Consider the following 25,849-nt stretch of genomic DNA (forward strand, 5'->3'; position numbering starts at 1 on the left):
ACATTATGCCTCAATAAACTGATCCTTCGGCTCGGCGCACTCGGGGCAGACCCAATCCTCCGGCAGATTCTGGAACAGGGTGCCGGGTGCGATTTCGCTTTCCTCATCGCCCAGCTCCGGCACATACTCGTAGCCGCAGCCGCTGCAGACGTAGCGGGGGCCGATGGGTTCGGGTCTTGGCATTTGCGGGCGCTTCATTTTTACCATGGGCGGGGCCGGCTGCTTTTCAGCGGTGCCGAGGGCCTCGGCCAGCAGGGGCAGGATCTCGTTGACATCGCCAACGATGCCGTAGTCGCAGTTTTTGAAAATGGGAGCGTTGGCGTTCTTGTTGATCGCCACAATGATCGAGGCGTCTTTAATGCCCTTCAGGTGCTGAGTCGCGCCTGAAATGCCGCAGGCAATGTACAGGTTGCCGGTGAACTTCTGGCCGGACATGCCGACATAGCGGTTGAGCGGAACATATTTGAGCGTTTCCGCAACCGGGCGGGAAGAACCGACGGCGGCTCCCGCGGCCCTGGCCAGGTTCTCGATCAGCTTCATGTTTTTCTTGTCGCCGATGCCCTTGCCGGCGGAAACAACGCGCTCCGCTCTGGCAATGGGGGTATCCATCGGAATGCCGACTGTAAAGTCGAAGCCGTCCTTTTTCAGGGCTTCCGCCAACGCCTGTACCTGCTCTTTGGAGTCGCCCTCGCGGAACAGTACCTTTTTGCGCACGCCGGTGATGGGAGCGGGCTTCTGCATGCGGCGGTCGGCCCCGCCGGTTTTTTTCGGCGGCTTGCCCAGAATGTGGGACGCGATGACGACGCGCTGAATCTCGTTGGTACCCTCGTAAATAGTGGTGATCTTGGCGTCGCGGTACATCCGCTCCACTTCCATACCCTTCAGGTAGCCGGTGCCGCCGAAAATCTGGAGCGCGTCGTTTGTGACTTCAAGTGCAATGTCGGAGGCATATTGCTTGGCCATGGCCGACTCCATGCCGTAAGGCTCGTGGTTTTCCTTCATTTCTGCGGCGGAGTAGATCAGCAGCCGCGCACAGCGCAGCTTGGTTGCCATATCAGAAAGCTTGAAAGAGATGGCCTGCTGGAAGCCGATGGGCTTGCCGAACTGAACGCGCTCTTTAGCGTAATCCACCGCCTGCTCGAACGCGCCCTGCGCGATGCCAAGCGCCTGAGAGGCGATGCCGATACGGCCGCCGTCGAGCGTGGCCATCGCGATTTTAAAGCCGTCGCCCTCTTTGCCGAGAAGGTTCTCTTTGGGAACCTTTACGTCGTTGAAAATCAGCTCAGCGGTGGAGGAGGAGCGGATGCCCATCTTGTCGTAATGATCGCCGAATTCAAAGCCCTTCCAGCCCTTTTCTACAATGAAGGCCGAAATTCCGTGTGTACCAATGTCGGGGGTGGTCACTGCAAAGACCACGTAAGTATCTGCCTTGGGGGCGTTCGTGATGAAAATCTTGCCGCCGTTGAGCAGGTAATAATCGCCCTTGTCTACGGCGGTGGTTTCCGTTCCGCCGGCATCCGAGCCCGCGTTCGGCTCTGTGAGTCCGAAGGCGCCGAGCTTTTCGCCCTTACATAACGGGATTAAGTACTTTTTCTTCTGGGCTTCGGTGCCGAAGGCGAAAATAGGCCATGTGCCTAAAGAGGTATGTGCCGAAAGAATAACTCCGGTTCCGCCGTCTATGCGGGAGAGCTCTTCTACGGCGATGGCATAGCTGATGATATCCAGTCCCAGGCCGCCCCATTCCTTGGGGTAAGGGATGCCCAGCAGTCCCATTTTTCCCAGCTCGGCGACTGCTTCCGCCGGGAATTCATTTTCCTTGTCCAGCAGGAAGGTCAGGGGTTTGACTTTTTCCTCTGCAAAGTTCCGGACCTTCGCCCGGAGTTCCTCGTGCTGCTGTGTGGTCTTGAATAACATATTGCTTCCTCCTTTTGCGACTGTGTATCGTTAGAGTTTTGCTGACGGTAAGAGAGGGAAGGGTCAGCTGCCAAATAAAATATCCTGCAGGGCATGGGAATCCAGCTCGCGGTTGATTGCCTGCTGAATCTGCGCAAGATGGATGTGTGCCTTGCAGATCTCGCCCCCGTGCGCGCGCCGCCACTGGCACTCGTAGCCGGGAGCGGTGCAGGCGCTCACGGTGGCGTCCCGTTCCATTGCACGGATGAGCTGGAACAGCGTGACGCTGCTGAGGTTGGCGTCCAGGGTACAGCCGCCGTCGGCCCCGCGCGCGATTTGAACAAAGCCCGCTTTGTGGAGCTTTTTCAATATTTTATAGGCAAACTGTTGGGGGATCTGCTCATTTGCGGCCAGCTCTGAGGCAGTCAGACGATCGCCGCCTGCCAATGCGCGCAGAATTCGCAGTGCATAGTCGGTCTCTTTTGTGATGAGCAAGGTGCCACCTCCACTTTCTGTCTGCATTCTAGCAAACTGGATAATTTTTGTCAAGATTAATTTAAGGAAAAAGCTGTTTTTGCAGATATCATTCCCCGAAATTTTATCTATTTATTACAAATAAAGCAATATGTGCGTCCTTTCCGGGAAAATGGATCCCCGTATTTCAAGAATATTGGCAGGAATCGGGGTGAGAAAATGGGGATCGGGGAAAGGAGGCGCACAGCGATTTGCAAAAAATGCCGGCCGGCCCCATTTTGAATGAGACCGGCCGGCATTAGGAAGAACTCAGTGCGGCGGTTCAGCGGAAGATGGAACTTTCCTCACCGCTGTTCCCGCGTTACGGGGTAACAAGCCGGGTTGGGAAGTCGTTGGTATTGTAGGCCATCGTGACAGATGCACCGGAGGCTTTTGTGATTTTTACCATCAGGCGCTGGCCGGAGAATGTCGTTTTGCCGACGTTGCTGAAGGTGTATTGAGATGGATGGTTTCCGGTGCCCGTAAGGGAGACATCTTTGGTCTGTGAACCGATCAGTGTGGCGTTCCCGCCGTTGAGATCTGTCTTATACAGTTCCACGGTTACATTAGAGGCACCCGCAGGCGCGGAGCTCCAAAGGGTGAAGTCCCAGTTTCCGGCAGCATAGGTGCCGTTTAACTCGGGGCTGTACCAATGAGCGGGAGCAGAGGTGATTTCACGGATCGGCTGCCAGCCGGTGAGTCCGCTGTTGGTGGTCTGCAGGTTCTGGCCGCTGGGCGAAGTGCCGCTGACGTTCTGGTTGTACAGATACCAGGTCGCGCTGGGCAGATCGGGAGAGGTGCCGCCGCCGGATTTGGTGAAGGGAATGGAGGCGACGAGCAGAACCTGATTGGAGGAATCCTTCAGCTCAAGCTGGTAGGTGTAGCTTCCGGCCGCGATGTTGTTCAAATCAGCGTTTGCGGTCAGCGTCTGTGCATTGTTTGCCTGAGCGGTAAAGGTGGTGTCCAGAAGAGTGTAATTGGTGCTGCCGATCAGCTTCATTGTCGCGCGGATCGTTTTCCCCGGCAGGGTAGTGTTGACCTTTGCGTCGAAGGTGGCCTGCGTGCCCGTGGTGCTCTTGGTCAGGTAAGCTGCGGCGTTCTGATTCGCCTTGGTAACCTGGCTGAGCCCTACGGTAGGAGTATAATATTCTGTCCACTCTTTTTCCTCAAGGGGCTGCAGGGTTGCGTCGGCAAAGAACTCAAAGGAGTTGCCGCCCCACAGTTCGATATAAGGACGTGCGGAATTGCCATAAGAGGTTTCCGGGTTAACGGCGTAGCTCTGGTCATGTCCCCAGGTCCAGAGTTTCATGCCGGGTGTGGCGTTGGCATTGTCGGCGATGCGCAGGATTCCCTGCTCATTATCGTGGTTGATGACGCCCCACCAGTTGTCGGAAAGATCGTTCGCATAGGCAATGCCCATGTCGTCCCAATTCGAGAAATGCGCGAGGTTGTCAAACTTAAAGATGTGATTCGAAGCGTCTACCGCATCGTCCACAGTAGCCATCCAGGGCCACCAGTCATCTTTGCTCTTTACCTCGGTCATCGGGGCTACGATCTCCATGGAGGAGGAGCCGACGGTGTTGCCGGGGGTGGAACCTGGCGCCAGCGTGTTGCAGGTCCAGTATTCATATTTGACAGCCTGATTCTTGTTGTTCTTCAGATTGACCTTCATTTCCACGGTCGGCTTGTCCGCGTAAACCGTATATGTTACCTTGCAGGTGATACCGGTCGCGCCGTTATCGAACTTGCCGGGGGTCGCTGCAAAATTAACATCGTCGGTTTTTGTCATCTGAATCGAAATTTTTTCGGAATCCTGTGCGACGACCTGGTAGCTCCAGGGAGTCAGCCAGTATTTTCCGTGCTCAGGCTCCGAGAAGGTCGGCATGATTCCGCCGTAAACCATCAGCCAGTTGTAGTAAAAATTGTATTCGTTGATCCCATAAGGCGTTCCGACGGGGTTCTGGTACAAAAGCTCTTTCCCGGTCGGCTTGTAAATCAGGGAAATCAGCCTCGCGCCGTAATCCGGCAGGAACGTAGCCTTAATATAGGAGTTCTCAATGACTTTGGTGTTCAAAACCTGGTTGACAATGCTGGAAGGATTCCCTGTCTGAAAGGAGTTGTCAGCGTTCAATGTAAAGTCAAAATGGCGGAAAGTGGTGGTGGAATCATATAGCGTCAGAGAAGAGCTTTCTTTGGCATCAGCAGCGAGAGCCACACTTGTGGTGGAAAACACCATCGTCAGGGCGACTGCTAAAACAGACAGTTTTTTAAGCCACGATTTCATGATTTTTCACGCTTCCTTTCTTTTGTCTCTAGCTTCATTCAACTAGGCGTCCCTGAGTTTACAAGAAGTTAGCACATGGGTATCACCTCCTTACTGTTCAGGATAAATATAAAATATTTACATTTATGGTATTTTTTGTAAATTTTTCTGATTTCAGTATACCTCATTTTTTCACATTGTAAAGTACGCACATTTTTGTAACTATCACACTAACAAAAATGTGCGTACTTTACATTCGCTTCAAGAGGATTATAATAATATTAAAAACAAAACGGTAATTTTTTTAGTAAATATAACAAATTGCGTGCGTGCTTGTGTTTTGGGGGAAAGGAGGCAGAATCTTGGAGGACAGGTATCGTGTCCGGATGGAAGGGATCAAAAAAAGTTTTGGAGGCGTAAAAGCGCTGAGCGGCGTAAGCCTTGCGGTAAGGCCCGGTGAAATTCATGCTCTGGTGGGCGAAAACGGAGCCGGAAAATCTACGCTGATGAAAATTCTGTCCGGCGCTTATCAGAAAGACGAGGGAACGATTGAGATTGACGGCGTACCGGTGGAAATCGGTTCCCCGCGCCGGGGAAAAGAGCTGGGGGTCGGGATCATTTACCAGGAATTTGAACTGGCCGGCGATTTGACGGTGGCCGAAAACATTTTTCTGGACCGGCTGAGCAGCGGCAAGCTGATCGACTGGAAACGCCTTTACGAAAAGGCTGAAGCTGTTTTACATAGTCTGAATTTCGACATTAACGTGAAAAGCCGTGTGCAGGATTTGAGCGTCGCGTACCAGCAGGTGGTCGAAATCGCAAAGGTGCTTTCGCAGAACGCAAAAATTCTGATTCTGGATGAGCCGACCGCCGTACTGAGCCCGAAGGAGACCGCGGCGCTGTTTGAAACGCTGAACAAGCTGCGCAGCGAAGGGGTCAGCATCATCTACATTTCTCACCGGATGGAAGAAATTTTTCAGGTCGCCGATTCCATTACGATCATGCGCGACGGTGAGGTGACCGGCACGGGCCGGCGCGATCAAATGGAGATGAACCAGGTGATCGAGCTGATGATCGGCCGTAAGCTTTCCACCATGTTCCCGCCGCGCGCAGTAGAGATGGGCGAAGAAATTCTGCGGGTGGAGGAGTTGGAGGGCGAGGTCTTTCGCCGGATCAGCTTTTCTGTGCGCCGGGGCGAGGTGCTTGGCATTTCGGGCCTGGTAGGCAGCGGCAGAAGCGAGATTGTGCGCGCGATTTTCGGCGCGGACAGGAAAAAATCCGGAAAAGTGTATTTGAACGGACAAGAGGTCACGATCCATTCCCCGAAGGACGCCGTGAGGCTCGGGATCGGTCTCATCCCCGAAAACCGCAAGGAGCAGGGACTGGTGCTGGATTTTGCCATCAAACACAACATCACCATGCCGAATATCCGCAGCGTTCGGGGGTTTCTTGGCGTCATCCGGCAGGGGCAGGAGAACCGTCTTGCACAGTCGCTTGTGGAAAAGCTGACGGTGAAAACAGACAGCATCGATGCGGCGGTGCATCAGCTCAGCGGCGGCAACCAGCAGAAGGTGGTGCTGGCCAAATGGTTCAACACCGATTCTCAGGTGATTATTTTCGACGAGCCGACGCGCGGAGTGGATGTCGGGGCCAAAATCGAAATCTATAATCTGATCAACGAGTTTGCCAAACGCAATCTAGGTGTGATCATCATTTCCTCTGAGCTGAACGAGATCATCGGCATGTGTGACCGCACGATTGTGATCGATAACGGCGAAAAAAAGGGAGAATTGAAAAAGGAAGAGCTTTCTGAGCTGAACATTATGAAACTAGCGGTTGGAGGGAATGCGAAATGAACCATTCTGCAGGCGACGATTTGAAGCTGCAAGGAGGACTGCGGGGAAAATTCACGGGGCAGGAACGTGCCTCCGAGCTTTTTAAGAAATACATAGCTCTTGTGGTGCTTTTGCTGCTGATCATCATTTCAAGTACGATATCGGACGCGTTTTTTACACAGAAAAACCTTTCGAACCTGCTGCGGCAGCTTTCGGGTACTACCATTGTCAGCATGGGTATGCTGCTGGTGATTCTGACCGGGGGAATCGATCTTTCGGTCGGATCGGTCGTTGCGCTGAGCGGCGTTCTGTTTGCTTATTTTGCAACCTTTACCAGCTTGCCGGTCGCGCTGCTGCTGACCTTCTTTTTCGCGGCGCTGTGCGGCATGATATCCGGTTATTTTTCGGCGTTTCAGAACATGGCGCCGTTTGTGGTTACGCTGGCGATGATGTCCGCCGCGCGCGGCATCGCCTATATCGTTTCGAGGGGTACGCCGATCCCGATTCAGAGCCGGGCGGTTTCTATTTTCGGCCAGGGCTCCCTGTACTCCATCCCGTTTCCGGTGATCACGGCGCTTCTGGTATTTGTGGTGATCGCGTTTTTGCTCCGGTACACCAGCTTCGGCCGATTTGTGCAGGCGATTGGCAGCAACGAAACAGCGGTGCGCCTCTCCGGTATCCGGGTGAACTATTATAAGTGGATGGTCTATACCATTTCGGGCTTTCTGTGCGCGTTTGCCGGCATCATCAGCGACGGGCGCACCGGGGTGGGCTCGCCCACGATCGGCAGCGGAATGGAAATGGACGCGATCGCGGCCTGCGTGATCGGCGGCGCAAGCCTTTCCGGCGGGCGCGGTACGGCGATCAATACGCTGGTAGGCGTTTTGATCCTCGGGCTGATCGGCAACATCATGAACCTGATGAACGTGGCGGGTTACCCGCAGCAGGTCATCAAGGGAATCATCATTATTGTTGCGGTACTGCTGCAGGGCAGCCGCAAAAAGAATTAGCATGGCATTGGCAGGGGTTCGGCGAGTAGTGCCGCCGTTCAAATACCTGGATTCCCCTGCAAAGGGATAAAAACGCCCCACGCACTACCAAGGCGTTTTTCCCGGAGCGGGGATTCTGCAACAGACAAAACAGGTGTGAATCATTTGATAGGGAGGATTGTAGTAATGAAAAACAGGAAAAAGGTGGCGGGTGTGCTGCTCGCAGCCTGCATGATGGGAACATCCTTATTCGGCTGCGCGGGCGCAGTTTCGACGGGAGAAAAGCCGGCGGAGACTCCGTCGGGCGGTACTTCCTCTTCGGCGGAAACGAAAAAGGACGTAAAAGAGCTGAAGATCGGCCTTTCGATGCAAACGCTGGGCGGCGCGTATTTTGCCACGCAGGAAAGCTCCTTTAAGGAAGCCTGCGCCAAACAGGGAATCACCTGCTTTACGGCGAACGCCGACGGTGATATGACGAAGCAGCAGGCCGACATTGAGGACCTGATCGCAAAGGGCTGCGACGTGATTGTAATTAACCCCAAAGACCCCAAGGGTGTGATTCCCGCAACACAGGAAGCGACCAAGGCCGGAATTGCGGTGTTTATTATGGATAACACGGCTGACCCCACGGCGGATTACATTGCGATGATCCAGTCGAACAACTACGAGCTGGGTAACAAGGTCGGCATCGACGTGGCCGAGCACTTCGGCGATAAGGAAATCAAGATCGGCCTGCTCAGCGGGAACCAGGGCAACGCGCTGGGGGTAGACAGAAGAATGGGCGTAATGAAGGGCATTCTTGAAACGCAGCTTGGCAAATCCAATAAAACCAGCGTGCAGGTTCTGACACAGGGCTGGGGCAACTGGAACCAGGAGGGCGGCCTTTCTGCAGCAGAAGATATGCTGATGGCAGCCCCTTCCATTAACTGCATCGTCGCCGAAAACGACGATATGGCGCTGGGCGCGCTCAAAGCGGTTCAGGCGGCAAAGAGAAACGACATCGTGATCGTCGGCGCAGACGGCCAGAAGGAAATGTACCGCCTGATCAAAGAGGGCGGCCAGATTTTGGCTACCGGCAGAAACGACCCCAAGGAATGCGCAACGCTGACTCTGGAAACCGTGCTGAAATGGTACGGCGGCGAGAGCATTTCCAGAACGATTTATCTGGATCCGGTCAGCGTCAGCAAGAAGAACGTGGATAAGTATTACGACCCGAACGCTTCCTTCTGATCCCGCACAAAATTCAACAGACAGGTGAGGTGTCTTACATTGAAAATGTTTATCAATGGAGAACGCGTCGACGCAGGGGATGCGGCCACCGCAGATGTTCTGAATTCCGCAACGCAGGAATTTCTTGATACGATTCCGGTGGCGACTGCGGAGGATGTGCAGCGTGCGGTCGACGCGGCGCAGATCGGCAAGCGGGTTTGGGCGGCGACTCCCGTTCACGAGCGTTCGAGGATTCTGACAAAATGTGCGGATGCAATCGATGCCCGCAGGGAAGAGCTCGCTGTGAGCCTCTCTACCGAAATGGGCAAAATCATCCGCGAAGCGCGCGGCGAGATCCGCGTCTGCGCACAGATTTTCCGCGGTTTTGCGGAGGCCGCAAACCACCACTATGGAAAAACCATGACGGATTATCAGATCGGTACGGAAAATGACATGATTTTTACCCAGCGGGAGCCGCTCGGCGTGGTCGCCTGTATCTCCCCATTCAATTACCCGGTGGAGCTCTGCTCGCAGAAAGCGGCAGCGGCTCTGGCGGCGGGGAACGCGGTCATTATTAAACCGGCTACAGATAATCCCCTGACGATTATGAAGATTGTGGAGCTTTGCCTTGAGTGCGGCGTTCCCGGCAATGTGCTGCAGCTGGTCACAGGCGGCGGCGCCGTGGTGGGCGATATGCTGGTCAACAGCGACGGGATCAACGCGATCAGCCTGACCGGCAGCACCGCGGTTGGCAAAGGCATCGCCAAAGCCGGAGCGGAAACCCTCAAGCGCATCTTCCTGGAGCTGGGCGGCAACGACCCCTTTATCGTGTTTGAGGACGCCGATATGGAGCTGGCTGTAGCCGATGCGGTGCAGGGACGTGTGCAGAATGCGGGCCAGACCTGCTGCGCGCCGAAGCGCTTTCTGGTGCAGAATTCCGTTAAGGAGGAGTTTATCCAACGGGTGATCCAAAGACTGGAGAACCTGAAGCTGGGAAGCCCGCTCGACGAGGCGACCGAGCTCGGCTCGCTGATCAGCCCCAAGGCCGCGCGGGAAGTAAAACGGCAGGTTGATCTCACGGTGGCGCAGGGAGCAAAGCTTCTGTATGGCGGCGACCTTTATGATGAATCGTACTTTGAGCCGACCGTCCTCGATCAGGTGACACCCGAGATGGAGGTAGCCTGCAACATGGAAATTTTCGGCCCTGTGCTCCCGATCATCGGGTTTGACACGGAAGAGGAAGCGGTCCGGATTGCGAATCATACCATTTTCGGTTTGCAGGCCGGTGTGATGAGCCGCGACATGAAGAGGGTGATGCGCGTTGCATCGCAGCTGGAGTGCGGCGGCGTGGTCATCAACGGTTCGGGCAATTACCGCCATACCGACCAGCCCTTCGGCGGGTGGAAAATGAGCGGGATTGGCCGGGAAGGAATCAGCGTCACGCTGGATGAAATGACACAGGAAAAATCCTATATCCTGAAAAATATTTTACGCGCATAAGCCTCCTGAGTGATAGCATAGATTGGACAAATGCCAAATAAGGCTCATTACAAATAGTAATGGGTCTTGTTTGGCATTCCTGCTTTAAAATATTCGGAGAATCCGCCTTATTTTTATTTACTTTTTCATAAAATTGCCTTATACTGGTAATACGGATTTTGAAAAAGGATGAGGACGAAAGATCTTCAGAAAAAGGGAGGCCATTGTTTTGGTACTGACGCTAAGGCAGAGTCTTCAAAAGCGGCTTTTAAACGGAGAGTATAACTGCGAAAAAGAGCTTACGCTCTCACTGATGAGCGGCAAGTGGAAAATTGTGATTTTATGGCACCTTGGACACGAGGGTCCGCTTCGGTACGGCGAGCTGTTCCGGCTGTTTAAGAACATCAGCAACCGGATTCTGACCAAGCAGCTGCGCGAGCTGGAGCAGGATGGAATTATTTACCGGAATGTATTTGATGAGGTTCCCCCCAGAGTCGAGTACCACCTGACGGAGCTTGGAAGAACGCTGGTTCCGATTGTGGATGAGATGTTTGAATGGGGAAAGACGAACATGCAGTATTATGCTGAGCTGGCCAGGAAGAATGTTCAGAGCGATCCCGGCTGTGAGGAAGCGGAGGACGACGAAGAAGAGGACTGACAGACGTTTTTTGTTCTTTCGGTCGAATCCGGCAATCAGAGATTTCTGTATCATAAAATCAACAACAGAAAAAGTGCCGGAAAGAAACTCTTTCCGGCACTTTTTTTGTGGCAAGGCAGGGGGAACGGTAGATGCGATGTGAGGGCCAGAGGCTGCTCATCATCCCTGATTTCAAGTTTTTCCGCATATTCCCATTGATGAAAATGTGAAAGCCACATGATTTTAATTGCCTTGAACACGCTTGGCTTTGACCAGCTCGATCGCCTCTTTACCGCTGATGTGCTCAATCGTAAGCTCGATCATGCACAGGATGTGAAATTCCTTTTCAATTGCCTGCAGGCGGCTTTCTTCATGACTGGGAGCATATCTTGCGGCCAGCATATCGATGGCGTTTCTTTTTTCTGCTTCCTCTTCTAAGATATGAGCTTTGCCAAAAACAATAACGCTTCGAAAATAGCTGGTGTATTCGTCCGGTACCACCTGATCCTGATCAATCACGCAAAACGATACTTTTGCATTTTTAGCAATCGCATCCAGCTTGTGCCCTGCTTTGGCACAATGAAAGAAAATCTTGTTGTCGCGATATACATAACTGAGCGGAACAGCGTAGGGATAATCATCGTCCCCGGATACCGCTAACACACCTGACGTTCCCCGATTCAACACCTGAATGCATTCTTCTAAAGATAAAGCCTGTTTTTTACGACGCATTTCTCTAAACATATCGGTACCTCTTTCTGGTATAAAAAATAAAACGCCTGACACTCATTCCTTCAATGGCCTAATGGAATGAATGAAAGACGTTTACCCGGCGGCAAATTCAATATGAAATATACCATAATCCCAGGCCTTTTTCAACTGTAAATCGATAACAGCGCAGATGGGATCGATCGCTTTGCATTTTATGAGGACCAGAAATAGTGAAAAAAACTTTTCTGTATTCGGGTTTTCCAGTCTTTCTGTTTTTGAATATTAAATTTTTCTCTCTTGACAAACATATCATCATGATATATCATTTGGATAGGTTGAGAAAAGCAGGTGTATATTGTGAAAGAGAATACAGGAATATCGAAATATGTCATGCTGGGGATGCTTGCGCGCATGCCGCAGACTGGTTATACGATTAAAAAATGGATAGAGAACGAATACAGTCATTTCTGGCAGGAGAGCTTCGGTCAGATCTATCCCACGCTTAAGAAGCTGGTTGCAGAGGGGCTTGCCGTCAGCTCTGATCGTACACAGCCCGAAAACGGACGCGGGCAGATCGTATACAGCATTACCGACGCAGGCAGAAAAGAGCTTTCTGATTGGCTGCAAAAGGAGCCTGAAATCGAGAAGCTGCGGTACGAAATCTTACTCAAGATTTCCTTTGGGCAAAACACGGAGCCAGAGGTGCTGCTTGGGCATTTGGACAGTTTCATCGGGCGGAATGAAAAGCTGGTCAAGGATATGAACGGATATATCGAGCTGTTCAAGGAGTTAAAGGAGAAAGAGGTTGACTGCTTTTACAGTCAGCTGACCGCACTCTGCGGCGTGTATATCTATTCCGCAATGAGGGACTGGGCAGTTGAAGCGAAGGAAATCATTTCTGAGAGGGGAGCTGATTCCTAACATGAGACAAAGGGCCCGCAAAGGCATCCTTGCTTTTTCCGCACTCATGTTTCCGCTGACCTTTTTCTTTTTGTCGCCGTTTGTGATTGTTCTGTCCGCTGCAAGTGGCATAGTGAACGGAAGCGCAATGGTTTTCGGACTGCTCCTGCTGTTTTCCATTTTTGGCAGCCGTATTTTCTGCGGCTGGCTCTGTCCCGGCGGAGCATGGCAGGATTATATTTCTGGTGCAAATAACCGCAAATGGAACAGCAAAGGGAGGAACCTCTCCAAATACATCATCTGGGCGGTGTGGATTTCATTCATCGTGTTCCTCTGGTTCCAAAATCGCCCGCTCAAGGGGAATTTTCTGTATCTTGTGGATATCGATAAGCATTATATCATGATATACGCGATCGTCATGTCCATCATATACCTGTTCACACTCCTAACCGGCCGGCGCGGCATGTGCCACAGCCTTTGCTGGATGGCCCCGTTTATGGTAACGGGCGAGAAGCTTTCGGACCTTCTCCACATCCCGAGATTCAGACTGATGCCTGCTCCCGACACTTGTGTTTCCTGCGGGAAATGCAGCAGCGTGTGTCCGATGGGTCTGAATGCGGCTGAGATGGTGAAATCCGGCCATATGGATTCCCTCGAATGTATCAACTGCCTTGAATGCGTCGACAGCTGTCCTAAAAAAGCCATCCGCTTCGGAATGTATCCGAAACAGAGATAACATACGGAAAAGGAGAATGACTATGAGCACTCTGGTGGTATATTTTTCGTTTAACGGCAACACAAAAATGATTGCGGAAAAGATTGCTGAGACAATAAACGCCGATGTCGTCGAGCTAAAAACAAGCAAGGAGTACCCGACAGAGGGATTCCGTAAATATTTTTGGGGAGGGAAGAGCGTTATTTTCGGTGAGGAGCCGGAGCTGACAAACGAACGCATCGACTTGAACCGGTATGATACCATAATCATCGGAACGCCTGTTTGGGCCGGATCGTTTGCGCCGCCAATCAAAAGCTTTATCAGCCAATCGAAAATCTCTGGAAAGCGGATCGCTCTGTTTGCCAGCCATGGAGGGGGCGGAGCCGAAAAGTGCTTTACCAGGCTGAAGAAAGTGCTCCCCGGAAATGAGTTCTTCGGTGAAATTGATTTTGTTGAGCCAAAGAGAAAGCCAGAGGAAAACTCTTTAAGAGCTGCCGAGTGGGCCGAGGGACTGGCGATTTAACCCGCTGTGCCCGATTGTCTGTTGCAAGTCTGCTGCTGGCTGTTTTTCGCTTATACACTGACGGAATGATTCTGTGATTCATGAAAAAAGCCGGCCCTCTTTCAGGGCCGGCTTTTTATAGTTAGGATTACAAGTTTAGATATCAATACCGATGTGCGCGAATCTAATATCCGCGGGTGTTTCTGCACCCGGATCCGACAAATACTTTCGGATAAATCCCAAATTCAATTGTTGATGTCTTTATCATGATACAGGACAATCTGGTTTTCAGTTAGCACGGTCTGCAAAGAATCGAGCATCTCGATCGATTGCGGAGCGGTTCTGCGCCCAAGCTCCTGCACTAACGCTTCGATTACCAGCATGGACGGAAGCCGCCCTGCGCGCGAGCTGACCACATTCGTTGAAATCGTGGCGTCGGCGTATTTTGCCATGGGGCTAAGCAACGTATTGGTAACCAGTACGATCGGAATCCCGTTTTTATGACATAAATACGCAAAGTCTACCGTTTTTTGTGTGCACGGCCATTCCGAGATCACAAACAAAACGTCCGTCGGCTTCATGTGCAAAATATAGTCGTATAAGTATTCCTGTGTATCAGAAAGCTGCATGACCTTTCTGGAGAAAATGTGCACGGAGTCTTCAAAATATTTGGCGACCGCATAACTGCTGCGAAAACCCAACAGAAAAATATGCTCTGCGTCCAGCAGCATTTGAACGGACTTTTCAAACTGCTGCGTGTTTACGCTGCCCATCAAGTCGGATGCAATGCGGTTGAGCATCTGCATGATGGTAGTCAGCGTGTTTTTTTCATTTTTAGGGTGTGCAAGCAGGGACTGCTTCATATTGGAATAAATTTCGGTGGTGCGGATAATGGTATCTTCCACAAGCGCTTTTTTGAATTCCTGATAGGATTCGTAATTCAGCTCTTTGATCAGGCGCATAACCGTTGTGGTTCCTACACCTGCATTTTTCGCTAGCTCCGCTACGGACATCGTAATGACCTGATTGTAGTTTAATACGATATATTCACAAAGCACACGCTGCTTTTTGGAAAGACGGTCTTTTACTCGAATAATCTGATTAAGGGCAGATTCTTCCATATATTTACACCTTATCCATAATCTGTATGATACTCTTTATTTTATAATTGATGATCTATTTTGTCAATCGAATAACATGAAATCAGCTTGTGGAATAGCGAGATTCAATTGTGTGGAAACGATAGATTTACATGAACGGCAAAGGGAATAACGATAATATTCGAATGATTTGCAAATTTATGATTTTTAGTAACAGGAATTCCTGAGAGAGCGGGGCAGCTGGGGAATATATCCCGTAACAAAAAGGTCCGCGAAGCAAAGGGTGCTTTGCTGGCCTTTTGGAGCAATAGTGAAAAAGATTTTTTGAAGAATGCCTTCGTCAAAGGGAGATTGCAATTTTCAACCGGTGACTTGCCGGTTGTTTATTTTATCTATCTGCACTCTCAGGTACTGATTAAATTCCCTCATGAATTGGAGTACTCTGTTCAGCTCTTCTGCCGAATGGTGTTGAAAGAATTCCGTATCTCTCTGCTCCCAGAGCCTGTGCCTGTTTTCATGCTCCTGATATAATTTCCATCCAGCCTCCGTTAGTCTGAAATACACCTCTTTTTTGTTCGCATCGAGGGAATACTTTTCAACCAGCTTTGCTTTGATCTGCCTTTTCGTCATCTTACTGATTGCGCTTCTGGTCATCTTCATCCGTTCTGCAATCTTAGAAGCAGTTGGATTTTCCATCTCTCCGATCATACCGATGCAGTGGATTTCCGCATAACTGTATCCGTGCAGAAAATCCGCCTCAGTCAGTCTTGAAAGCATTTCCTGTTTCTCTAAGTATTCGGCAAACTGATCCAGTAATTCACGATACCCTTCCGACAACATTTACACCTCCAAAACAACCCTGCATGGAAGGCCTGTCATTTCCGCATAATTTACCGGGAAGGTATATGCAGTCATTTTAACCTGTGCTTCATTACGCAAAGCTTCCCCGAGATTGCACAGGTTCTCGATGATAAAAACTCCTCTGTCCGCACAATACTGATCCTTGGGCGTATGCTCTTTTCCTCTGCGGACTCCTGCAAAGTCAATGCCGATCATAGATACCTTTTTTTCCAGAAGAACATCAATTAATTCATCTGAAAGCTGTGGATGCTCTTTGAAATATTTTTCTGTACCATACCCTTCATCTTTTATGAATGCGGTATGGAAAATGACAAACATCTGCTCTTGAATCTGATCCAGATCGATATCTTTTATGCTGATATCTCTTTCTCTCACATTTCTTACATCAAAAATAACCGCTGTTTTCTTCAGGTATTCCAGCGGAAATTCTTTATTCATGACATCAAAATGCGTTCCAAGATGACCGGTCAGGGCCTTCGTTTCGTTCCCCTGCACATCTTTGATTATTTTGGGTGTTATTTTTGTTGTAATATCGATATACATACGATCACACTCCTTTTGTGTCCTGGGACATGATTATAATAACATCGTTTTGTGTCCGTGTCAACAAAAAGGGACAAGCTATAACGCGTGAATAGAACAAAACGCTCCCCACCAAGGTGAGGAGCGCGATTTGGGTGCAGCATCATGCTGCTGGCGTCCCCGGCGCGATTTGAACGCACGGCCTTTCGCTTAGGAGGCGAACGCTCTATCCAGCTGAGCTACGGGGACAAATATGAAATTATCCGCTCTGTCCTGCGGGGCAATTAGCTGCTTTATTTTACAGCAGGACAGAGCGTTTGTCAACATTATTCCAGCCGATCGAACGAGTAGAGGAGTACACGCCCCAGCCGCTGCCGTGCCTTTTTCAGGTGCCGGCTGACAGTTGATTCGTGAATGCAAAGCTCCTGTGCCGCCTGCCGCGCGGTAAGGCCTTCAAAGAAACAGAGCTGTACGCACTGGCGCTGGCGGTCGGTGAGCTCGCCCTCCATGGCGCGGCGCAGCGTATGCAGCATGCGGCGGTATTCCGCATCTGTCGATTCCCCCTGGCGAAGGTACTCCTGAACCCCGGCAAGGCCCTCTGTGAACTGGTCAAGAGATAAGCGTTTCCTTTTCATGGCGCGCCCCCCTTTCTTTTGCGAAGCTTTTCAGCAGCCGCCCGGTTTCGCGGCAGTCTAAATACATCGAATACATTAGCGTGATGCGTTCATTCAGTTCTTTGGCCTCATTGGGAGTAGCGTTTTTCAGCTGCTTGCGCAAATAGTCGACTCTGGCTTTGAGCGCTCGCGCCTCCTCCAGGTATTCTTCTCCCCAACTCATATAATCCATGTCATTTCTCCTTTTTATACACAAATCGTGTAGTTTGAATGACAAAGCGCGGCAGAGTGGAATGGAATTACCGGAGCTTGTCAGGCTTCATCATATCATAGCAATACCCGAACTTCAATAGAAATATAAAACAAATGTTCGATAAAATGATCACAGGGAGATAAATGGGACAGTGACAGCAGGCAGGGCGAAAATTTGAAAACTTGCTCTTGAAAAAACACGAAGTGTGTGGTAGAATGGCCGCATCAAAGCTTCTGGCCGCAAACGGCTTTGCCGTTTGCGCGGTCGGCGTGCCGCCTGCCTGGTGCAGGTGCGTCCCGGCTGGGACGGGGTGAAATTGGGGGATGGGTGAGCGTTATGTTTTCGGTGGAACTGAAAAAACTACGGACAGAATACGGTCTGACCCAGGCAGAGCTGGCAAGGCGTCTGAGTATTTCCGCCTCGGCAGTGGGGATGTATGAGCAGGGCCGGCGCGAGCCGGACAGTGAGCTTTTGGCCCGTTTGGCCCGCATGTTCCATGTCAGCACGGATGTGCTGCTCGGCATCCGGGAGGAATCACAGGCCCAGCAGGAGGTCAATACCGTCATTGACCGCTTTACGAACATCCTGAAAAATCAGCAGGGGCTGATGTTTAACGGCGCGCCTCTTTCCGAGGCGGACCGTGAAAAAATCGTGAATGCAATCCGGGTGGCGGCGGCGATCGCCATTCCGGAGGAGGGAGAAAATGACGAATCAAAGGATTGACCGGCTGGTTCGCTCACTTAGGCTGCGATTTGGCGGCGGCGACGTTTTTGAGCTGTGCGATCATTTGGGCATCCCCGTGTTGTGGCAGGATCTGCCCCTGTCGGTGAACGGCTTCTGCCTTTGCTTTCAGCAGCGTTTTACCATTGTGCTGAATCTCAGCGTTCCGCCGGAGCTGCGCGCGTATGTGTGTGCACATGAGCTGGGGCACGTGCTGCTGCACGGGAAAACGAATGCGGTTGAGCTCGCGGAAACGACAAACCTGTGCATGCCGCGGCTGGAGAATCAGGCGGATTATTTTGCGGCCTGCCTTTTGTTGCAGGACAGGCTGCCGGATTGGCGCGAGTGGTACAGCCCGCTGACCGTGGAGTGTGTGGCACAGCTTTCCGGCCTGCCTGCGCGGGTGGTAAACCTTTGCGTGGGCGACGGCCATGCCCTGGTTTCCTGAAAAGAGGTTTCTAAAAATAAATTCACAAAAATTTTCTGTTATTCCGAGGCCTTTTGCGATATAATAAGGGCAGCAATTGAAAAAATTTGCCGTTCTGGCCGGGCCACCGGTAAATCAAACGGAACGGTGCAGCGGATAAAGGAGAAGCTATGAAAATTTTATCTTCCGTCGCATCCAATGTGACAAAAGCGATTGATTTTGTAGTGGAAGCCAACCGAAAGAACGCGCTGATTAACCGGATCAAAGCTGTGGTACGTTGTGAGGAAAAGAACATCGACCGCGCGTATATTGCTCTGGGAAAATACTATTTTAATAATCTGCGTGACAAAAACCTTGAGGAGACTGAGCGCCACTGTTTGGCCCTGGAAAATTCCCGCCGCCGTCTGGATCGTGCTTTGACCCGTCTGGAGGAGCTGACCGACGAGGAAGAGGATGAGTACGACGAGTACGAGGACTATGAGGACTGCTATGCCTGCCAGGCACACGACGCAGAGTTCGACAGCTACGATGACGATATGTACGAGGATGAGCGTGATTTGCGCCGGGTTGACGGAGTTGGGGGAACCCATTCTCACGGGGCCTCGGAGTATGATGAGGAGTTCAGCACTTCCGAAACAAAAACCTCCGGTGAAGCGGCCGACGAGACAGACGGCAGTGTGATTCCTCCCACAGAAGAATAAGGGAGCGCCGGCATGAAACCATTGATCGTCTGCTTTTCCCAGACAGGGAAAACAAAAAAGCTGTGCGGCTGCATGGCAAAATCGCTGGACGCCGATTTTGTGGAGCTGAGGGAAATTGCCCACCGGGGTCTGGTCAGCGCGTATACACTGGGCGTGTATGACGCAATCCGCCGTAAAAGCGGCGATATTCTTCCCGTGGATTCCGATATTGCCGAATATGAAACGCTGATCGTGGCGTCGCCGGTCTGGGCCGGCAACATCACGCCCGCGATGAACGATTTTATCCGGGAATACGATTTGCGAGGAAAGACGGTATACGGATTCGTTACTCACGCCGGCGGCGCCGGCGAGGCTTTGAATCTGATGCGCCAGGAGCTGGAGCAGGCCGGAGCGGTTTGCCCCCATATACTGGACTTGCAGGCAACGCGGGAGCTGATCTACGATGTTAAGGCGGAGCGAAAAGCGTTCCGCCTGACAGACGACGGAAAGCTGGAGCTGCGCGAACAGGACGGAGACAAGAAAGCATGAGCAAAAAAATACTGCTGGGAATGAGCGGCGGGGTGGATAGCTCTGTCGCTGCTCTTTTGCTGCAGAGGCAGGGGTATGAGGTAACAGGGGTGACGATGCGTCTGCGCCCGGACGAGTACATGTGCAGCAGCCAGAGCGGTGGCTGCTGTTCTTTGGATGACATAGATGACGCGCGCCGCGTTTGCTATCGGCTGGGGATTGAGCATTTGGTGATGAATTTCACCGAGGAGTTCGAGCGCGATGTGATCGAACCCTTTGCCAAAGACTATCAGGCCGGGCGCACGCCGAACCCCTGCATCAACTGCAACCGGTATTTAAAGTTTGAAGAAATGCTGCGCCGTGCGCAGCAGCTCGGCTTTGACGCTGTCGCTACCGGGCATTATGCAATTGTGCGGCAGAATCAAAACGGCCGTTGGCTGCTGTACCGTTCCCCTGCAGGGAAGGATCAGAGTTACGTGCTGTATTCTATGACGCAGCATCAGCTCGCGCATACGCTGTTCCCGCTGGGCGAGATGGAAAAGCCCGAGGTGCGCCGCATCGCGCAGGAGGCCGGGCTCCCCGTGGCAAAAAAGCCCGACAGTCAGGAAATCTGCTTTGTGGAAAATAAGGATTACGCGGGCTTCATCCACCGATATACGGGCAAAGAACTGCCCGAGGGCGATTTTGTGGATGCCGAGGGCCGTGTGCTCGGCCGCCACAAGGGGATTACCCATTATACCGTAGGCCAGCGCAAGGGCCTTGGCATCAGTTTTCTGCAGCCGATGTATGTGAATGCGATCGACGCTGAGCACAACCGGATCGTTCTGGGGCCGGAGGGCAGCCAGTACGCTTCGGAGCTGATCGCCGGCGATCTGAACTGGATCGCCTTTGACGAGCCGCCGGCCGAGCTGCATGTGCAGGCCAAGGTTCGCTACCAGGCAAGGCCTGCGGCCGCGCGGGTGCTGCCCGATGAAAAAGGAAAGGTGCGCGTGCTGTTCGATGAGCCGCAGCGCGCCGTTACACCGGGACAAGCTGTCGTGTTCTACCAGGATGATCTGGTAATCGGCGGCGGAACGATTTTATAAGAAGCGACGGGGGTGTTATTGTGGCAGCCTGCATCACCAAAGAGCTCAGCTGCCCCGGCTGCGGGGCGGTGAACAAAAGCCGCATGTGGGTCGAGATCGACGCGTCGGCCGATCCGGAGCAGCGGGAGCAGATTTTAAACGAGACCCTGTTTTACTGGGAATGCCCGGACTGCGATTACCATGCGCAGATGGTGTACCCCTGCCTTTATCACGACAAGGAGCGCGGTTTTTTGATCTGCCTTTCACCGGCGGGGCGCACCCAGCAGGTGATTGAGGCGGAGCAGCGGCATCCGGCCCTTGCCGGGCTGAAAAAGCGGCTGGTGCTCACGCCCGCCGAACTGAAAGAAAAAGTGATGATCTTTGAAAGCGGCCTGAATGACGTGGCGCTGGAAATGGTCAAGCTGGCGCTGCAGGAGCTGACCGAGCGCAAGCAGCAAACCAGAGTGGAAAAAGCATTCTTTTTAACAGAGAGCGAAGAGCTGGACTATCTGGGCTTTTCCATGTTCCTGCGGGGAGAGGAGAAGCCGGTGTATCAGGGAGTGCGGCTGGAGGTATATGAAAAATCGCTTCGCGCCGCGGAGCGTGTGGATTTTCAGGAATCAGGTTTTCAGCTGGTGGATTTGGCGCTGGCCAGAACGCTGCTGGAGCAATAGGCGGAGAAGGATGTTACTGAAAGAATGATATCTGTGTCTTTTCCCCATCGAAGGCGTGGAAAAGACACATCAGTATTCCTCGCGAGGAAACACTTTCAACCGGAGAAGGGGAACAAATCAGATTATGTGTGGAATATGCGGATTTACAGGTGAAATCATTGACAGGGAGGCTGTGCTGAAAAGCATGACCGATAAAATCACGCACCGTGGGCCGGACAGCAGCGGCGCCTTTCAGACGGACGACATCTCAATGGGATTCCGCCGCCTGAGCATCATCGACGTGTCGTCTACGGGCGACCAGCCGATTTTCAACGAGGATAAAACGCTGGTGCTCACCTTCAACGGCGAGATTTATAACTACCAGAAGCTGCGCTCGGAGCTGATCGAAAAAGGGCATGTATTTACGACGCAAACGGATTCGGAGGTGCTGATCCACGGATTCGAGGAATGGCATGAAGACTTGCTGAACCGCCTGCGCGGCATGTTCACGTTTGCGATCTGGAATACGCAGGACAATTCCCTGTTTATCGCGCGGGATTTCTTCGGCATTAAGCCGCTGCATTACACCATGGTCAACGACCACTTTGTGTACGGCTCCGAGATCAAAAGCATTCTGGAGTTCCCGGGCTTTGAGAAGCGCCTGGATTACGATACGCTGAACAACTACCTGTCGTTTCAGTACGCTGTTCCGCCCAAGACGTTCTTTGAGGGCGTTTCCTGCCTGCTGCCTGCCCATTACCTGTGGTTCCGCGACGGCAAGGTGACCACCACCCGTTACTGGGAGCCTCGCTTTGACCCGGACGAGTCCCTTTCGGAAGAGGAAGCGATCGACCGGATTGAAAAAGTGTTCGAGGAATCGGTCGAGTGCCACAAGATCAGCGATGTAGAGGTGGGCTGCTTCCTGTCGAGCGGCGTGGATTCGAGCTATGTGGCGACGTATTTCCCGGGACAGAAAACTTTTACCGTCGGCTTTGATTTCGGCGAAAAATACAATGAAATCGACTGGGCTGAAAGTCTTTCAAAAGAGATCGGTGTGGAACACCATAAAAAGCTGATCACCTCGGAGGAATTTTGGGGCAACATCAAAAAGGTGCAGTACCATATGGATCAGCCGCTGGCCGACCCGTCCTGTATTGCGCTGTTCTTTGTTTCGAAGCTTGCGAGCGAGTATGTCAAGGTCGTTTTGTCCGGTGAGGGTGCTGACGAGTTATTCGGCGGCTACACCGTTTACAACGAGCCGGACGTATTCCGGAATTACCATAAGCTGCCCCAGTGGCTGCGCACGTTCCTGCGCCGCGTGGTGCAGAAGGTGCCGTGGCACTTTGTCGGGCAGGGCTTTATCACGCGCGGGGAATTCCCCACAAACGAGAGCTTTATCGGCAACGCTAAAATGTTCGGTTACGAGGATAAGCTGCGCCTGCTCAAGGACCCGTCCATCGCGACGCGCCCGCAGACGCTGACGAAGCCGTATTACGACCGCGTGAAGGACTTGGACGACGTAACCCGCATGCAGTATCTCGACATCAACCTGTGGATGGTGGGCGATATTTTGCTGAAAGCCGACCGTATGAGCATGGCGAACTCTTTGGAGCTGCGCGTGCCGTTCCTGGATAAAGAGGTGTTCCGTGTGGCGTCGGCGATTCCGAAGAGCCTGCGCCTGAAAAACGACACTACCAAATACGCCATGCGTCAGGCGGCGCTGCGGCATCTGCCCGCGCGCACCGCTGAGAAGAAGAAGCTGGGTTTCCCGGTGCCTACCCGTGTGTGGCTGCGCGACGAGCGGTACTATAAAATCGTGAAGGATGCGTTTTCGTCCGATCTGGCGAAGCAGTTCTTCCACACGGAGGAGCTTCTGCGGTATCTGGAGGATCACTTTAAGGGCCGCCGCGATTATAGCCGCCGCATCTGGACGGTGTTTGTGTTCCTGCTGTGGTACCAGGTTTATTTTGAGGGAGCCGGCCACGAAGAGGGCGATATGCCCAACTTTGCAGATTGATACAGGCAGCACGTCAGAAAGAAAGTGCCGGATGACGGAAGCATCCGCTGGCAGAGAATCAATCAAAAAAAGAGTGCGATGTTGCTGCACTCTTTTTTGTGTTTTAAGCGGGAAATCAGTGTGAAGCGAACACGCTGACCTGTGTATCACGGGAGGCGAGAATCGGCGCGGGCTGCTCCTTTGCCTTGACGCAGAGTTAGATTTTATATATAATGAGAGGGAAAAACAGGAAATTTGTGATAAAATCTGATCGGTTACATAAAAACGCCTGCGGGGAGTGGGCATGAATGCAGGGAGGAGCAAAGCCATGAAAAAAGCGTCGAAGAAATGGATCGCGGCAGTGTTGTCGCTGGGGCTGATGTGGACTGCAGTGCCTTTTCAGACAGCCCAGGCCGCGACAGACGAGGAGACCGTAGATATTGATATAATGAGCACTTCCAGTTTTAAATTTGATGCCGCGAAGCTTTCGGAGATTGAATATATCCTGACAAACGACCGCGATAACGTAAGGGTTCAACTGAATTTTGAATCCGCTACCTCGAAGGCTGTGCAGGATATGAGCTCGATCACCCTGCCGAAATCTACGCTGCAGGCGATTGAGAAAAGCGGCAGAAAGGCCACATTCGAGATTTACTCGAAAGAGGGCGACATGGAATACGCTTGGGAATTTACCAGCGGCAAAATGGACACCCTTACGGACATCAATCTGGCGCTTAAGATGGCTTCCATTTCTACTGTAACGATTTCAGACCCCATCACGATCAACAGCGCGGTGCTGCAGATGAAATACACATCGGCCCTGCCGAAAAACACGTCGCTGATCCTCCCTGTGGATAAGGGCGACGATGCCAAAATCACATACCCCGTCTTTTACGATCTGGAGAACGCGGAGAAGAATTCCTTTTACCTGTATAAGCTCTCCGGTTCCAAGCTTTCTTATGTGACGGGCTCAAAGTATAAACTGAATGACGATGATCAGTTTAAGATCGGCTTTTCCAACGGCGGCTCTTATGTACTGACCCCCACCAATCTGGGGCTTTCCGGCTCCGGCAGCAACAGTGGCTCCGGCACCACGGATTCCGTGCAGCTGAGCAGCTATTCCGGCACGGTAGCGGTGGGCGGAACGGCTTCTATTTTCATTCAGAGGCCTACCTCCGGCACGTTTACGGTAACGTCCGGCAATCCCAATGTCGCGCAGGTGCTGGGATCGGGCACTGCGGTAAATGGCGGCATCCAATACCAGGTGCAGGGTCTTTCCGCGGGAACGTCTGTGTTTACGGTGAAATCCTCAAATGGAACCACCACCAGCTATACGCTGACGGTGACATCAAGCTCTACACCGACAAACAAAAGCGGGTGGGTGATGATCGATACCGTGAGCTATGAGTTCGCGCCCGGCAACATTTATGATTATAAGGTGACGCTTTCCGGCGCTTCCGCCAACGAGATACAGACGGCTTCCAGCCGTTCGCATATCGCGTCCGTGAAGGAACTGCGCCGTGTGACCAGAAGCGACGGGCTGGTGGATGTGTATTACCGCATTACTGCCCTGAGGGCCAGCGCAGACCCGACCACCGTGAGTTCCTCGGTGCGCGGCACGCATTCCTCCATCCGGGTGCTGGTAACGGCCGGGGTGAAGCAGCATGGCGTAGCCGCCCGCAACCTGAGCTATTTTACGAGCTGAGCCGATAACGTGCGCAGGCTCAATCTGCAAAAAACAGCGCCGTTCCTTTTGAGGAACGGCGCTTTCGGCCTGAATGGCCGGGTATCCGCACATGGGCGATGTGTGCGGGAAGGATTCTCTTACAGACAAGGGCGGCAGGGCCGGAATTTCGGCGATGAACTGCGAACATCGCGTTTCAGCATGAGATTCGGGGGAGAATGTTCATGAAAAAATTCTCCGGCCCGTGCCGGGGCTTGCCTGTAAGGCAACAAAAAAGCGCGTGTTACGGAATCCCTGAAAAGGGATGTTTCCATAAACACAGCGCCTAAATCACCAAGTGCAATACACAACTCCCGCGTTGGTGGGATTCTCATTCTTGCTACAGCCCCTATACAAAAGGGGAAAAATGAGTTATACTGTGTCTGCATAGTGCGGCTTTGCCGTTGCTTATGGAGGATGTCTCTCCGTAGGCAGGGGACGGGGTGTTCCCGCACTCCGTTCCTGCTTTGCACTTTAATCATGCCTTACATGGGTATCCTACCATTATTTGGGATTTTTTGCAAGATAAAATGCAGATATGAGAAAAATTGTCACATTGGAATAGGATGCGCCGGATTTTTAATAATCCGGCGCTTTTTTTGTAAGGTGGGTTGACCCCCGCATACATATCGCGGCAGGTTAAACCTGCACGTAGGCTGCGGGGGAGTACTTAGAAGAACTTCTGCTTCGTGCTCCGTTTGTCGCGCGTGCGCTGGTTGTTTTTATACGCAGACGGCTTTCCATTGTAATCATTGTTTTTGTCTTTATGGGTTCCCCGTGTGGATTCTGCTGGCGCAGGGCTTGCCCTTCGTGCCGGAGCGGGCACTTACTTTCTCTGCGAGGCGGATTAAAATAAGAAGTGCAACAGAGTAAAAAGGGCCCATAAGAGAGGCCGTTGTGATACAGTAGGAATGGAAAAGACTACTACTGGAAAGGCGGCGCCCCTTATGAGCTACCACCATCTTACACTGAACGAGCGAAAAAAGCTATCCCTCATGTGGCGGGAAAAGAAAAATATCCGGCAAATAGCCATGACATTAAAACGAAGCCCCAGCACAGTCA

The 25,849-nt window shown here is 52.1% G+C and carries 26 protein-coding genes and 1 tRNA gene; 17 read left to right on the plus strand and 10 right to left on the minus strand.

Features of this window, described 5'->3' with window-relative positions; all coding sequences use genetic code 11:
- Positions 1 to 3 precede the first annotated feature (3 nt).
- The 3 genes from TY09_RS17970 to TY09_RS11625 all read right to left on the minus strand — a co-directional run bounded on the left by TY09_RS17970 (position 4) and on the right by TY09_RS11625 (position 4,690).
- A complete protein-coding gene (locus TY09_RS17970; protein WP_074432634.1) occupies positions 4 to 1,914 on the minus strand; it encodes an acyl-CoA dehydrogenase family protein in 1,911 nt (636 codons plus the stop codon).
- 63 nt (positions 1,915 to 1,977) lie between these two features.
- Positions 1,978 to 2,388 carry an RrF2 family transcriptional regulator gene (locus tag TY09_RS11620; protein WP_042434560.1) on the minus strand — a complete coding sequence of 137 codons (411 nt, stop codon included), beginning with the start codon at positions 2,386 to 2,388 and terminating at the stop codon, positions 1,978 to 1,980.
- A 340-nt stretch (positions 2,389 to 2,728) separates the two neighbouring features.
- Positions 2,729 to 4,690, minus strand: a complete 1,962-nt coding sequence (locus TY09_RS11625) for a DUF5107 domain-containing protein (RefSeq protein ID WP_042434563.1) — start codon at positions 4,688 to 4,690, stop codon at positions 2,729 to 2,731.
- Positions 4,691 to 5,031: 341 nt separating this feature from the next.
- Between TY09_RS11625 and TY09_RS11630 the strand changes: the two genes are divergently transcribed.
- From TY09_RS11630 to TY09_RS11650, 5 genes are all read left to right on the plus strand, one after another.
- Positions 5,032 to 6,525 carry a sugar ABC transporter ATP-binding protein gene (locus tag TY09_RS11630; RefSeq protein WP_042434566.1) on the plus strand — a complete coding sequence of 498 codons (1,494 nt, stop codon included), beginning with the start codon at positions 5,032 to 5,034 and terminating at the stop codon, positions 6,523 to 6,525.
- On the plus strand, positions 6,522 to 7,514 hold the full coding sequence (locus TY09_RS11635) for an ABC transporter permease (RefSeq protein WP_009061536.1): 993 nt from the start codon (positions 6,522 to 6,524) through the stop codon (positions 7,512 to 7,514). The genes TY09_RS11630 and TY09_RS11635 overlap by 4 nt, the downstream gene beginning before the upstream one ends.
- Before the next feature lie 165 nt (positions 7,515 to 7,679).
- Positions 7,680 to 8,723 (plus strand): substrate-binding domain-containing protein, encoded by a 1,044-nt coding sequence (locus tag TY09_RS11640; RefSeq protein WP_009061504.1) that lies wholly within the window; start codon positions 7,680 to 7,682, stop codon positions 8,721 to 8,723.
- A gap of 45 nt (positions 8,724 to 8,768) precedes the next feature.
- Positions 8,769 to 10,202, plus strand: a complete 1,434-nt coding sequence (locus tag TY09_RS11645; RefSeq protein WP_326520110.1) for an aldehyde dehydrogenase family protein — start codon at positions 8,769 to 8,771, stop codon at positions 10,200 to 10,202.
- A gap of 208 nt (positions 10,203 to 10,410) precedes the next feature.
- Positions 10,411 to 10,839, plus strand: a complete 429-nt coding sequence (locus TY09_RS11650) for a winged helix-turn-helix transcriptional regulator (RefSeq protein ID WP_009061452.1) — start codon at positions 10,411 to 10,413, stop codon at positions 10,837 to 10,839.
- A 222-nt stretch (positions 10,840 to 11,061) separates the two neighbouring features.
- Here the strand turns inward: TY09_RS11650 and TY09_RS11655 are convergent, their stop codons facing one another.
- The gene (locus TY09_RS11655; protein ID WP_042434572.1) at positions 11,062 to 11,562 is read right to left on the minus strand and encodes a pyridoxamine 5'-phosphate oxidase family protein; all 501 of its coding nucleotides are present in this window, start codon (positions 11,560 to 11,562) and stop codon (positions 11,062 to 11,064) included.
- A gap of 324 nt (positions 11,563 to 11,886) precedes the next feature.
- On the opposite strand from TY09_RS11655, the gene TY09_RS11660 reads away from it, so the two are divergent.
- The 3 genes from TY09_RS11660 to TY09_RS11670 are packed head-to-tail and all read left to right on the plus strand — an operon-like array spanning position 11,887 to position 13,667.
- Positions 11,887 to 12,450, plus strand: a complete 564-nt coding sequence (locus TY09_RS11660) for a PadR family transcriptional regulator (RefSeq protein WP_042434573.1) — start codon at positions 11,887 to 11,889, stop codon at positions 12,448 to 12,450.
- 1 nt (position 12,451) lies between these two features.
- Positions 12,452 to 13,165, plus strand: coding sequence for a 4Fe-4S binding protein (locus TY09_RS11665; RefSeq protein WP_042434576.1), 714 nt, complete (start codon positions 12,452 to 12,454; stop codon positions 13,163 to 13,165).
- A gap of 22 nt (positions 13,166 to 13,187) precedes the next feature.
- Positions 13,188 to 13,667, plus strand: a complete 480-nt coding sequence (locus TY09_RS11670) for a flavodoxin family protein (protein ID WP_042434579.1) — start codon at positions 13,188 to 13,190, stop codon at positions 13,665 to 13,667.
- 224 nt (positions 13,668 to 13,891) lie between these two features.
- On the opposite strand, the gene TY09_RS11675 is transcribed toward TY09_RS11670, so the two are convergent.
- The 6 genes from TY09_RS11675 to TY09_RS11700 form a co-directional block, all read right to left on the minus strand.
- Positions 13,892 to 14,767, minus strand: a complete 876-nt coding sequence (locus TY09_RS11675; protein ID WP_009061468.1) for a MurR/RpiR family transcriptional regulator — start codon at positions 14,765 to 14,767, stop codon at positions 13,892 to 13,894.
- Positions 14,768 to 15,106: 339 nt separating this feature from the next.
- Entirely contained in the window at positions 15,107 to 15,586 is a 480-nt protein-coding gene (locus tag TY09_RS11680; protein WP_042434582.1) for a MarR family winged helix-turn-helix transcriptional regulator, read from the minus strand.
- Positions 15,587 to 16,150, minus strand: a complete 564-nt coding sequence (locus TY09_RS11685) for a cyclase family protein (protein ID WP_042434585.1) — start codon at positions 16,148 to 16,150, stop codon at positions 15,587 to 15,589.
- A 151-nt stretch (positions 16,151 to 16,301) separates the two neighbouring features.
- Positions 16,302 to 16,378, minus strand: a tRNA-Arg gene (locus tag TY09_RS11690).
- Between the two features lie 77 nt (positions 16,379 to 16,455).
- Positions 16,456 to 16,764, minus strand: a complete 309-nt coding sequence (locus TY09_RS11695) for a sigma-70 family RNA polymerase sigma factor (protein WP_009061520.1) — start codon at positions 16,762 to 16,764, stop codon at positions 16,456 to 16,458.
- Complete coding sequence (locus tag TY09_RS11700) at positions 16,739 to 16,975, minus strand: hypothetical protein (protein ID WP_042434588.1); 237 nt, start codon at positions 16,973 to 16,975, stop codon at positions 16,739 to 16,741. Before TY09_RS11700 ends, TY09_RS11695 begins: the two co-directional genes overlap by 26 nt.
- Positions 16,976 to 17,332: 357 nt before the next feature.
- On the opposite strand from TY09_RS11700, the gene TY09_RS11705 reads away from it, so the two are divergent.
- The 9 genes from TY09_RS11705 to TY09_RS18945 form a co-directional block, all read left to right on the plus strand.
- Complete coding sequence (locus TY09_RS11705; RefSeq protein ID WP_042434591.1) at positions 17,333 to 17,719, plus strand: helix-turn-helix domain-containing protein; 387 nt, start codon at positions 17,333 to 17,335, stop codon at positions 17,717 to 17,719.
- Positions 17,700 to 18,164, plus strand: coding sequence for an ImmA/IrrE family metallo-endopeptidase (locus tag TY09_RS11710; protein WP_042434595.1), 465 nt, complete (start codon positions 17,700 to 17,702; stop codon positions 18,162 to 18,164). The genes TY09_RS11705 and TY09_RS11710 overlap by 20 nt, the downstream gene beginning before the upstream one ends.
- Before the next feature lie 149 nt (positions 18,165 to 18,313).
- Positions 18,314 to 18,844: a hypothetical protein gene (locus tag TY09_RS11715; protein ID WP_042434598.1), complete on the plus strand. Its 531-nt coding sequence runs from the start codon at positions 18,314 to 18,316 to the stop codon at positions 18,842 to 18,844.
- Between the two features lie 12 nt (positions 18,845 to 18,856).
- Entirely contained in the window at positions 18,857 to 19,372 is a 516-nt protein-coding gene (locus TY09_RS11720; protein WP_009061476.1) for a flavodoxin family protein, read from the plus strand.
- Positions 19,369 to 20,436 (plus strand): tRNA 2-thiouridine(34) synthase MnmA, encoded by a 1,068-nt coding sequence (mnmA, locus tag TY09_RS11725; protein WP_042434600.1) that lies wholly within the window; start codon positions 19,369 to 19,371, stop codon positions 20,434 to 20,436. The genes TY09_RS11720 and mnmA overlap by 4 nt, the downstream gene beginning before the upstream one ends.
- A gap of 20 nt (positions 20,437 to 20,456) precedes the next feature.
- Positions 20,457 to 21,089: a CpXC domain-containing protein gene (locus TY09_RS11730; protein WP_009061469.1), complete on the plus strand. Its 633-nt coding sequence runs from the start codon at positions 20,457 to 20,459 to the stop codon at positions 21,087 to 21,089.
- Positions 21,090 to 21,213: 124 nt separating this feature from the next.
- Positions 21,214 to 23,085: an asparagine synthase (glutamine-hydrolyzing) gene (asnB, locus tag TY09_RS11735; RefSeq protein ID WP_042434604.1), complete on the plus strand. Its 1,872-nt coding sequence runs from the start codon at positions 21,214 to 21,216 to the stop codon at positions 23,083 to 23,085.
- A gap of 307 nt (positions 23,086 to 23,392) precedes the next feature.
- Positions 23,393 to 24,769 (plus strand): hypothetical protein, encoded by a 1,377-nt coding sequence (locus TY09_RS11740; protein ID WP_042434607.1) that lies wholly within the window; start codon positions 23,393 to 23,395, stop codon positions 24,767 to 24,769.
- Positions 24,770 to 25,734: 965 nt separating this feature from the next.
- A partial coding sequence (locus TY09_RS18945) for a helix-turn-helix domain-containing protein (protein WP_187119609.1) occupies positions 25,735 to 25,849 on the plus strand: 115 nt, incomplete at its 3' end.

The sequence above is a fragment of the Faecalispora jeddahensis genome, assembly GCF_000577335.1.
Lineage (GTDB): Bacteria > Bacillota > Clostridia > Oscillospirales > Acutalibacteraceae > Faecalispora > Faecalispora jeddahensis.

Bases quoted from the DNA above. Each gene is read 5' to 3' on its own strand.
- TY09_RS11740 (WP_042434607.1), top strand. From the start codon at position 23,393: ATGAAAAAAGCGTCGAAGAAATGGATCGCGGCAGTGTTGTCGCTGGGG.
- mnmA (WP_042434600.1), top strand. From the start codon at position 19,369: ATGAGCAAAAAAATACTGCTGGGAATGAGCGGCGGGGTGGATAGCTCT.
- TY09_RS17970 (WP_074432634.1), bottom strand. From the start codon at position 1,914: ATGTTATTCAAGACCACACAGCAGCACGAGGAACTCCGGGCGAAGGTC.
- asnB (WP_042434604.1), top strand. From the start codon at position 21,214: ATGTGTGGAATATGCGGATTTACAGGTGAAATCATTGACAGGGAGGCT.
- TY09_RS11710 (WP_042434595.1), top strand. From the start codon at position 17,700: ATGACGAATCAAAGGATTGACCGGCTGGTTCGCTCACTTAGGCTGCGA.
- TY09_RS11625 (WP_042434563.1), bottom strand. From the start codon at position 4,690: ATGAAATCGTGGCTTAAAAAACTGTCTGTTTTAGCAGTCGCCCTGACG.
- TY09_RS11665 (WP_042434576.1), top strand. From the start codon at position 12,452: ATGAGACAAAGGGCCCGCAAAGGCATCCTTGCTTTTTCCGCACTCATG.
- TY09_RS11700 (WP_042434588.1), bottom strand. From the start codon at position 16,975: ATGGATTATATGAGTTGGGGAGAAGAATACCTGGAGGAGGCGCGAGCG.
- TY09_RS11645 (WP_326520110.1), top strand. From the start codon at position 8,769: ATGTTTATCAATGGAGAACGCGTCGACGCAGGGGATGCGGCCACCGCA.
- TY09_RS11705 (WP_042434591.1), top strand. From the start codon at position 17,333: ATGTTTTCGGTGGAACTGAAAAAACTACGGACAGAATACGGTCTGACC.
- TY09_RS11640 (WP_009061504.1), top strand. From the start codon at position 7,680: ATGAAAAACAGGAAAAAGGTGGCGGGTGTGCTGCTCGCAGCCTGCATG.
- TY09_RS11670 (WP_042434579.1), top strand. From the start codon at position 13,188: ATGAGCACTCTGGTGGTATATTTTTCGTTTAACGGCAACACAAAAATG.
- TY09_RS11655 (WP_042434572.1), bottom strand. From the start codon at position 11,562: ATGTTTAGAGAAATGCGTCGTAAAAAACAGGCTTTATCTTTAGAAGAA.
- TY09_RS11720 (WP_009061476.1), top strand. From the start codon at position 18,857: ATGAAACCATTGATCGTCTGCTTTTCCCAGACAGGGAAAACAAAAAAG.
- TY09_RS11675 (WP_009061468.1), bottom strand. From the start codon at position 14,767: ATGGAAGAATCTGCCCTTAATCAGATTATTCGAGTAAAAGACCGTCTT.
- TY09_RS11685 (WP_042434585.1), bottom strand. From the start codon at position 16,150: ATGTATATCGATATTACAACAAAAATAACACCCAAAATAATCAAAGAT.
- TY09_RS11635 (WP_009061536.1), top strand. From the start codon at position 6,522: ATGAACCATTCTGCAGGCGACGATTTGAAGCTGCAAGGAGGACTGCGG.
- TY09_RS11695 (WP_009061520.1), bottom strand. From the start codon at position 16,764: ATGAAAAGGAAACGCTTATCTCTTGACCAGTTCACAGAGGGCCTTGCC.
- TY09_RS11715 (WP_042434598.1), top strand. From the start codon at position 18,314: ATGAAAATTTTATCTTCCGTCGCATCCAATGTGACAAAAGCGATTGAT.
- TY09_RS11680 (WP_042434582.1), bottom strand. From the start codon at position 15,586: ATGTTGTCGGAAGGGTATCGTGAATTACTGGATCAGTTTGCCGAATAC.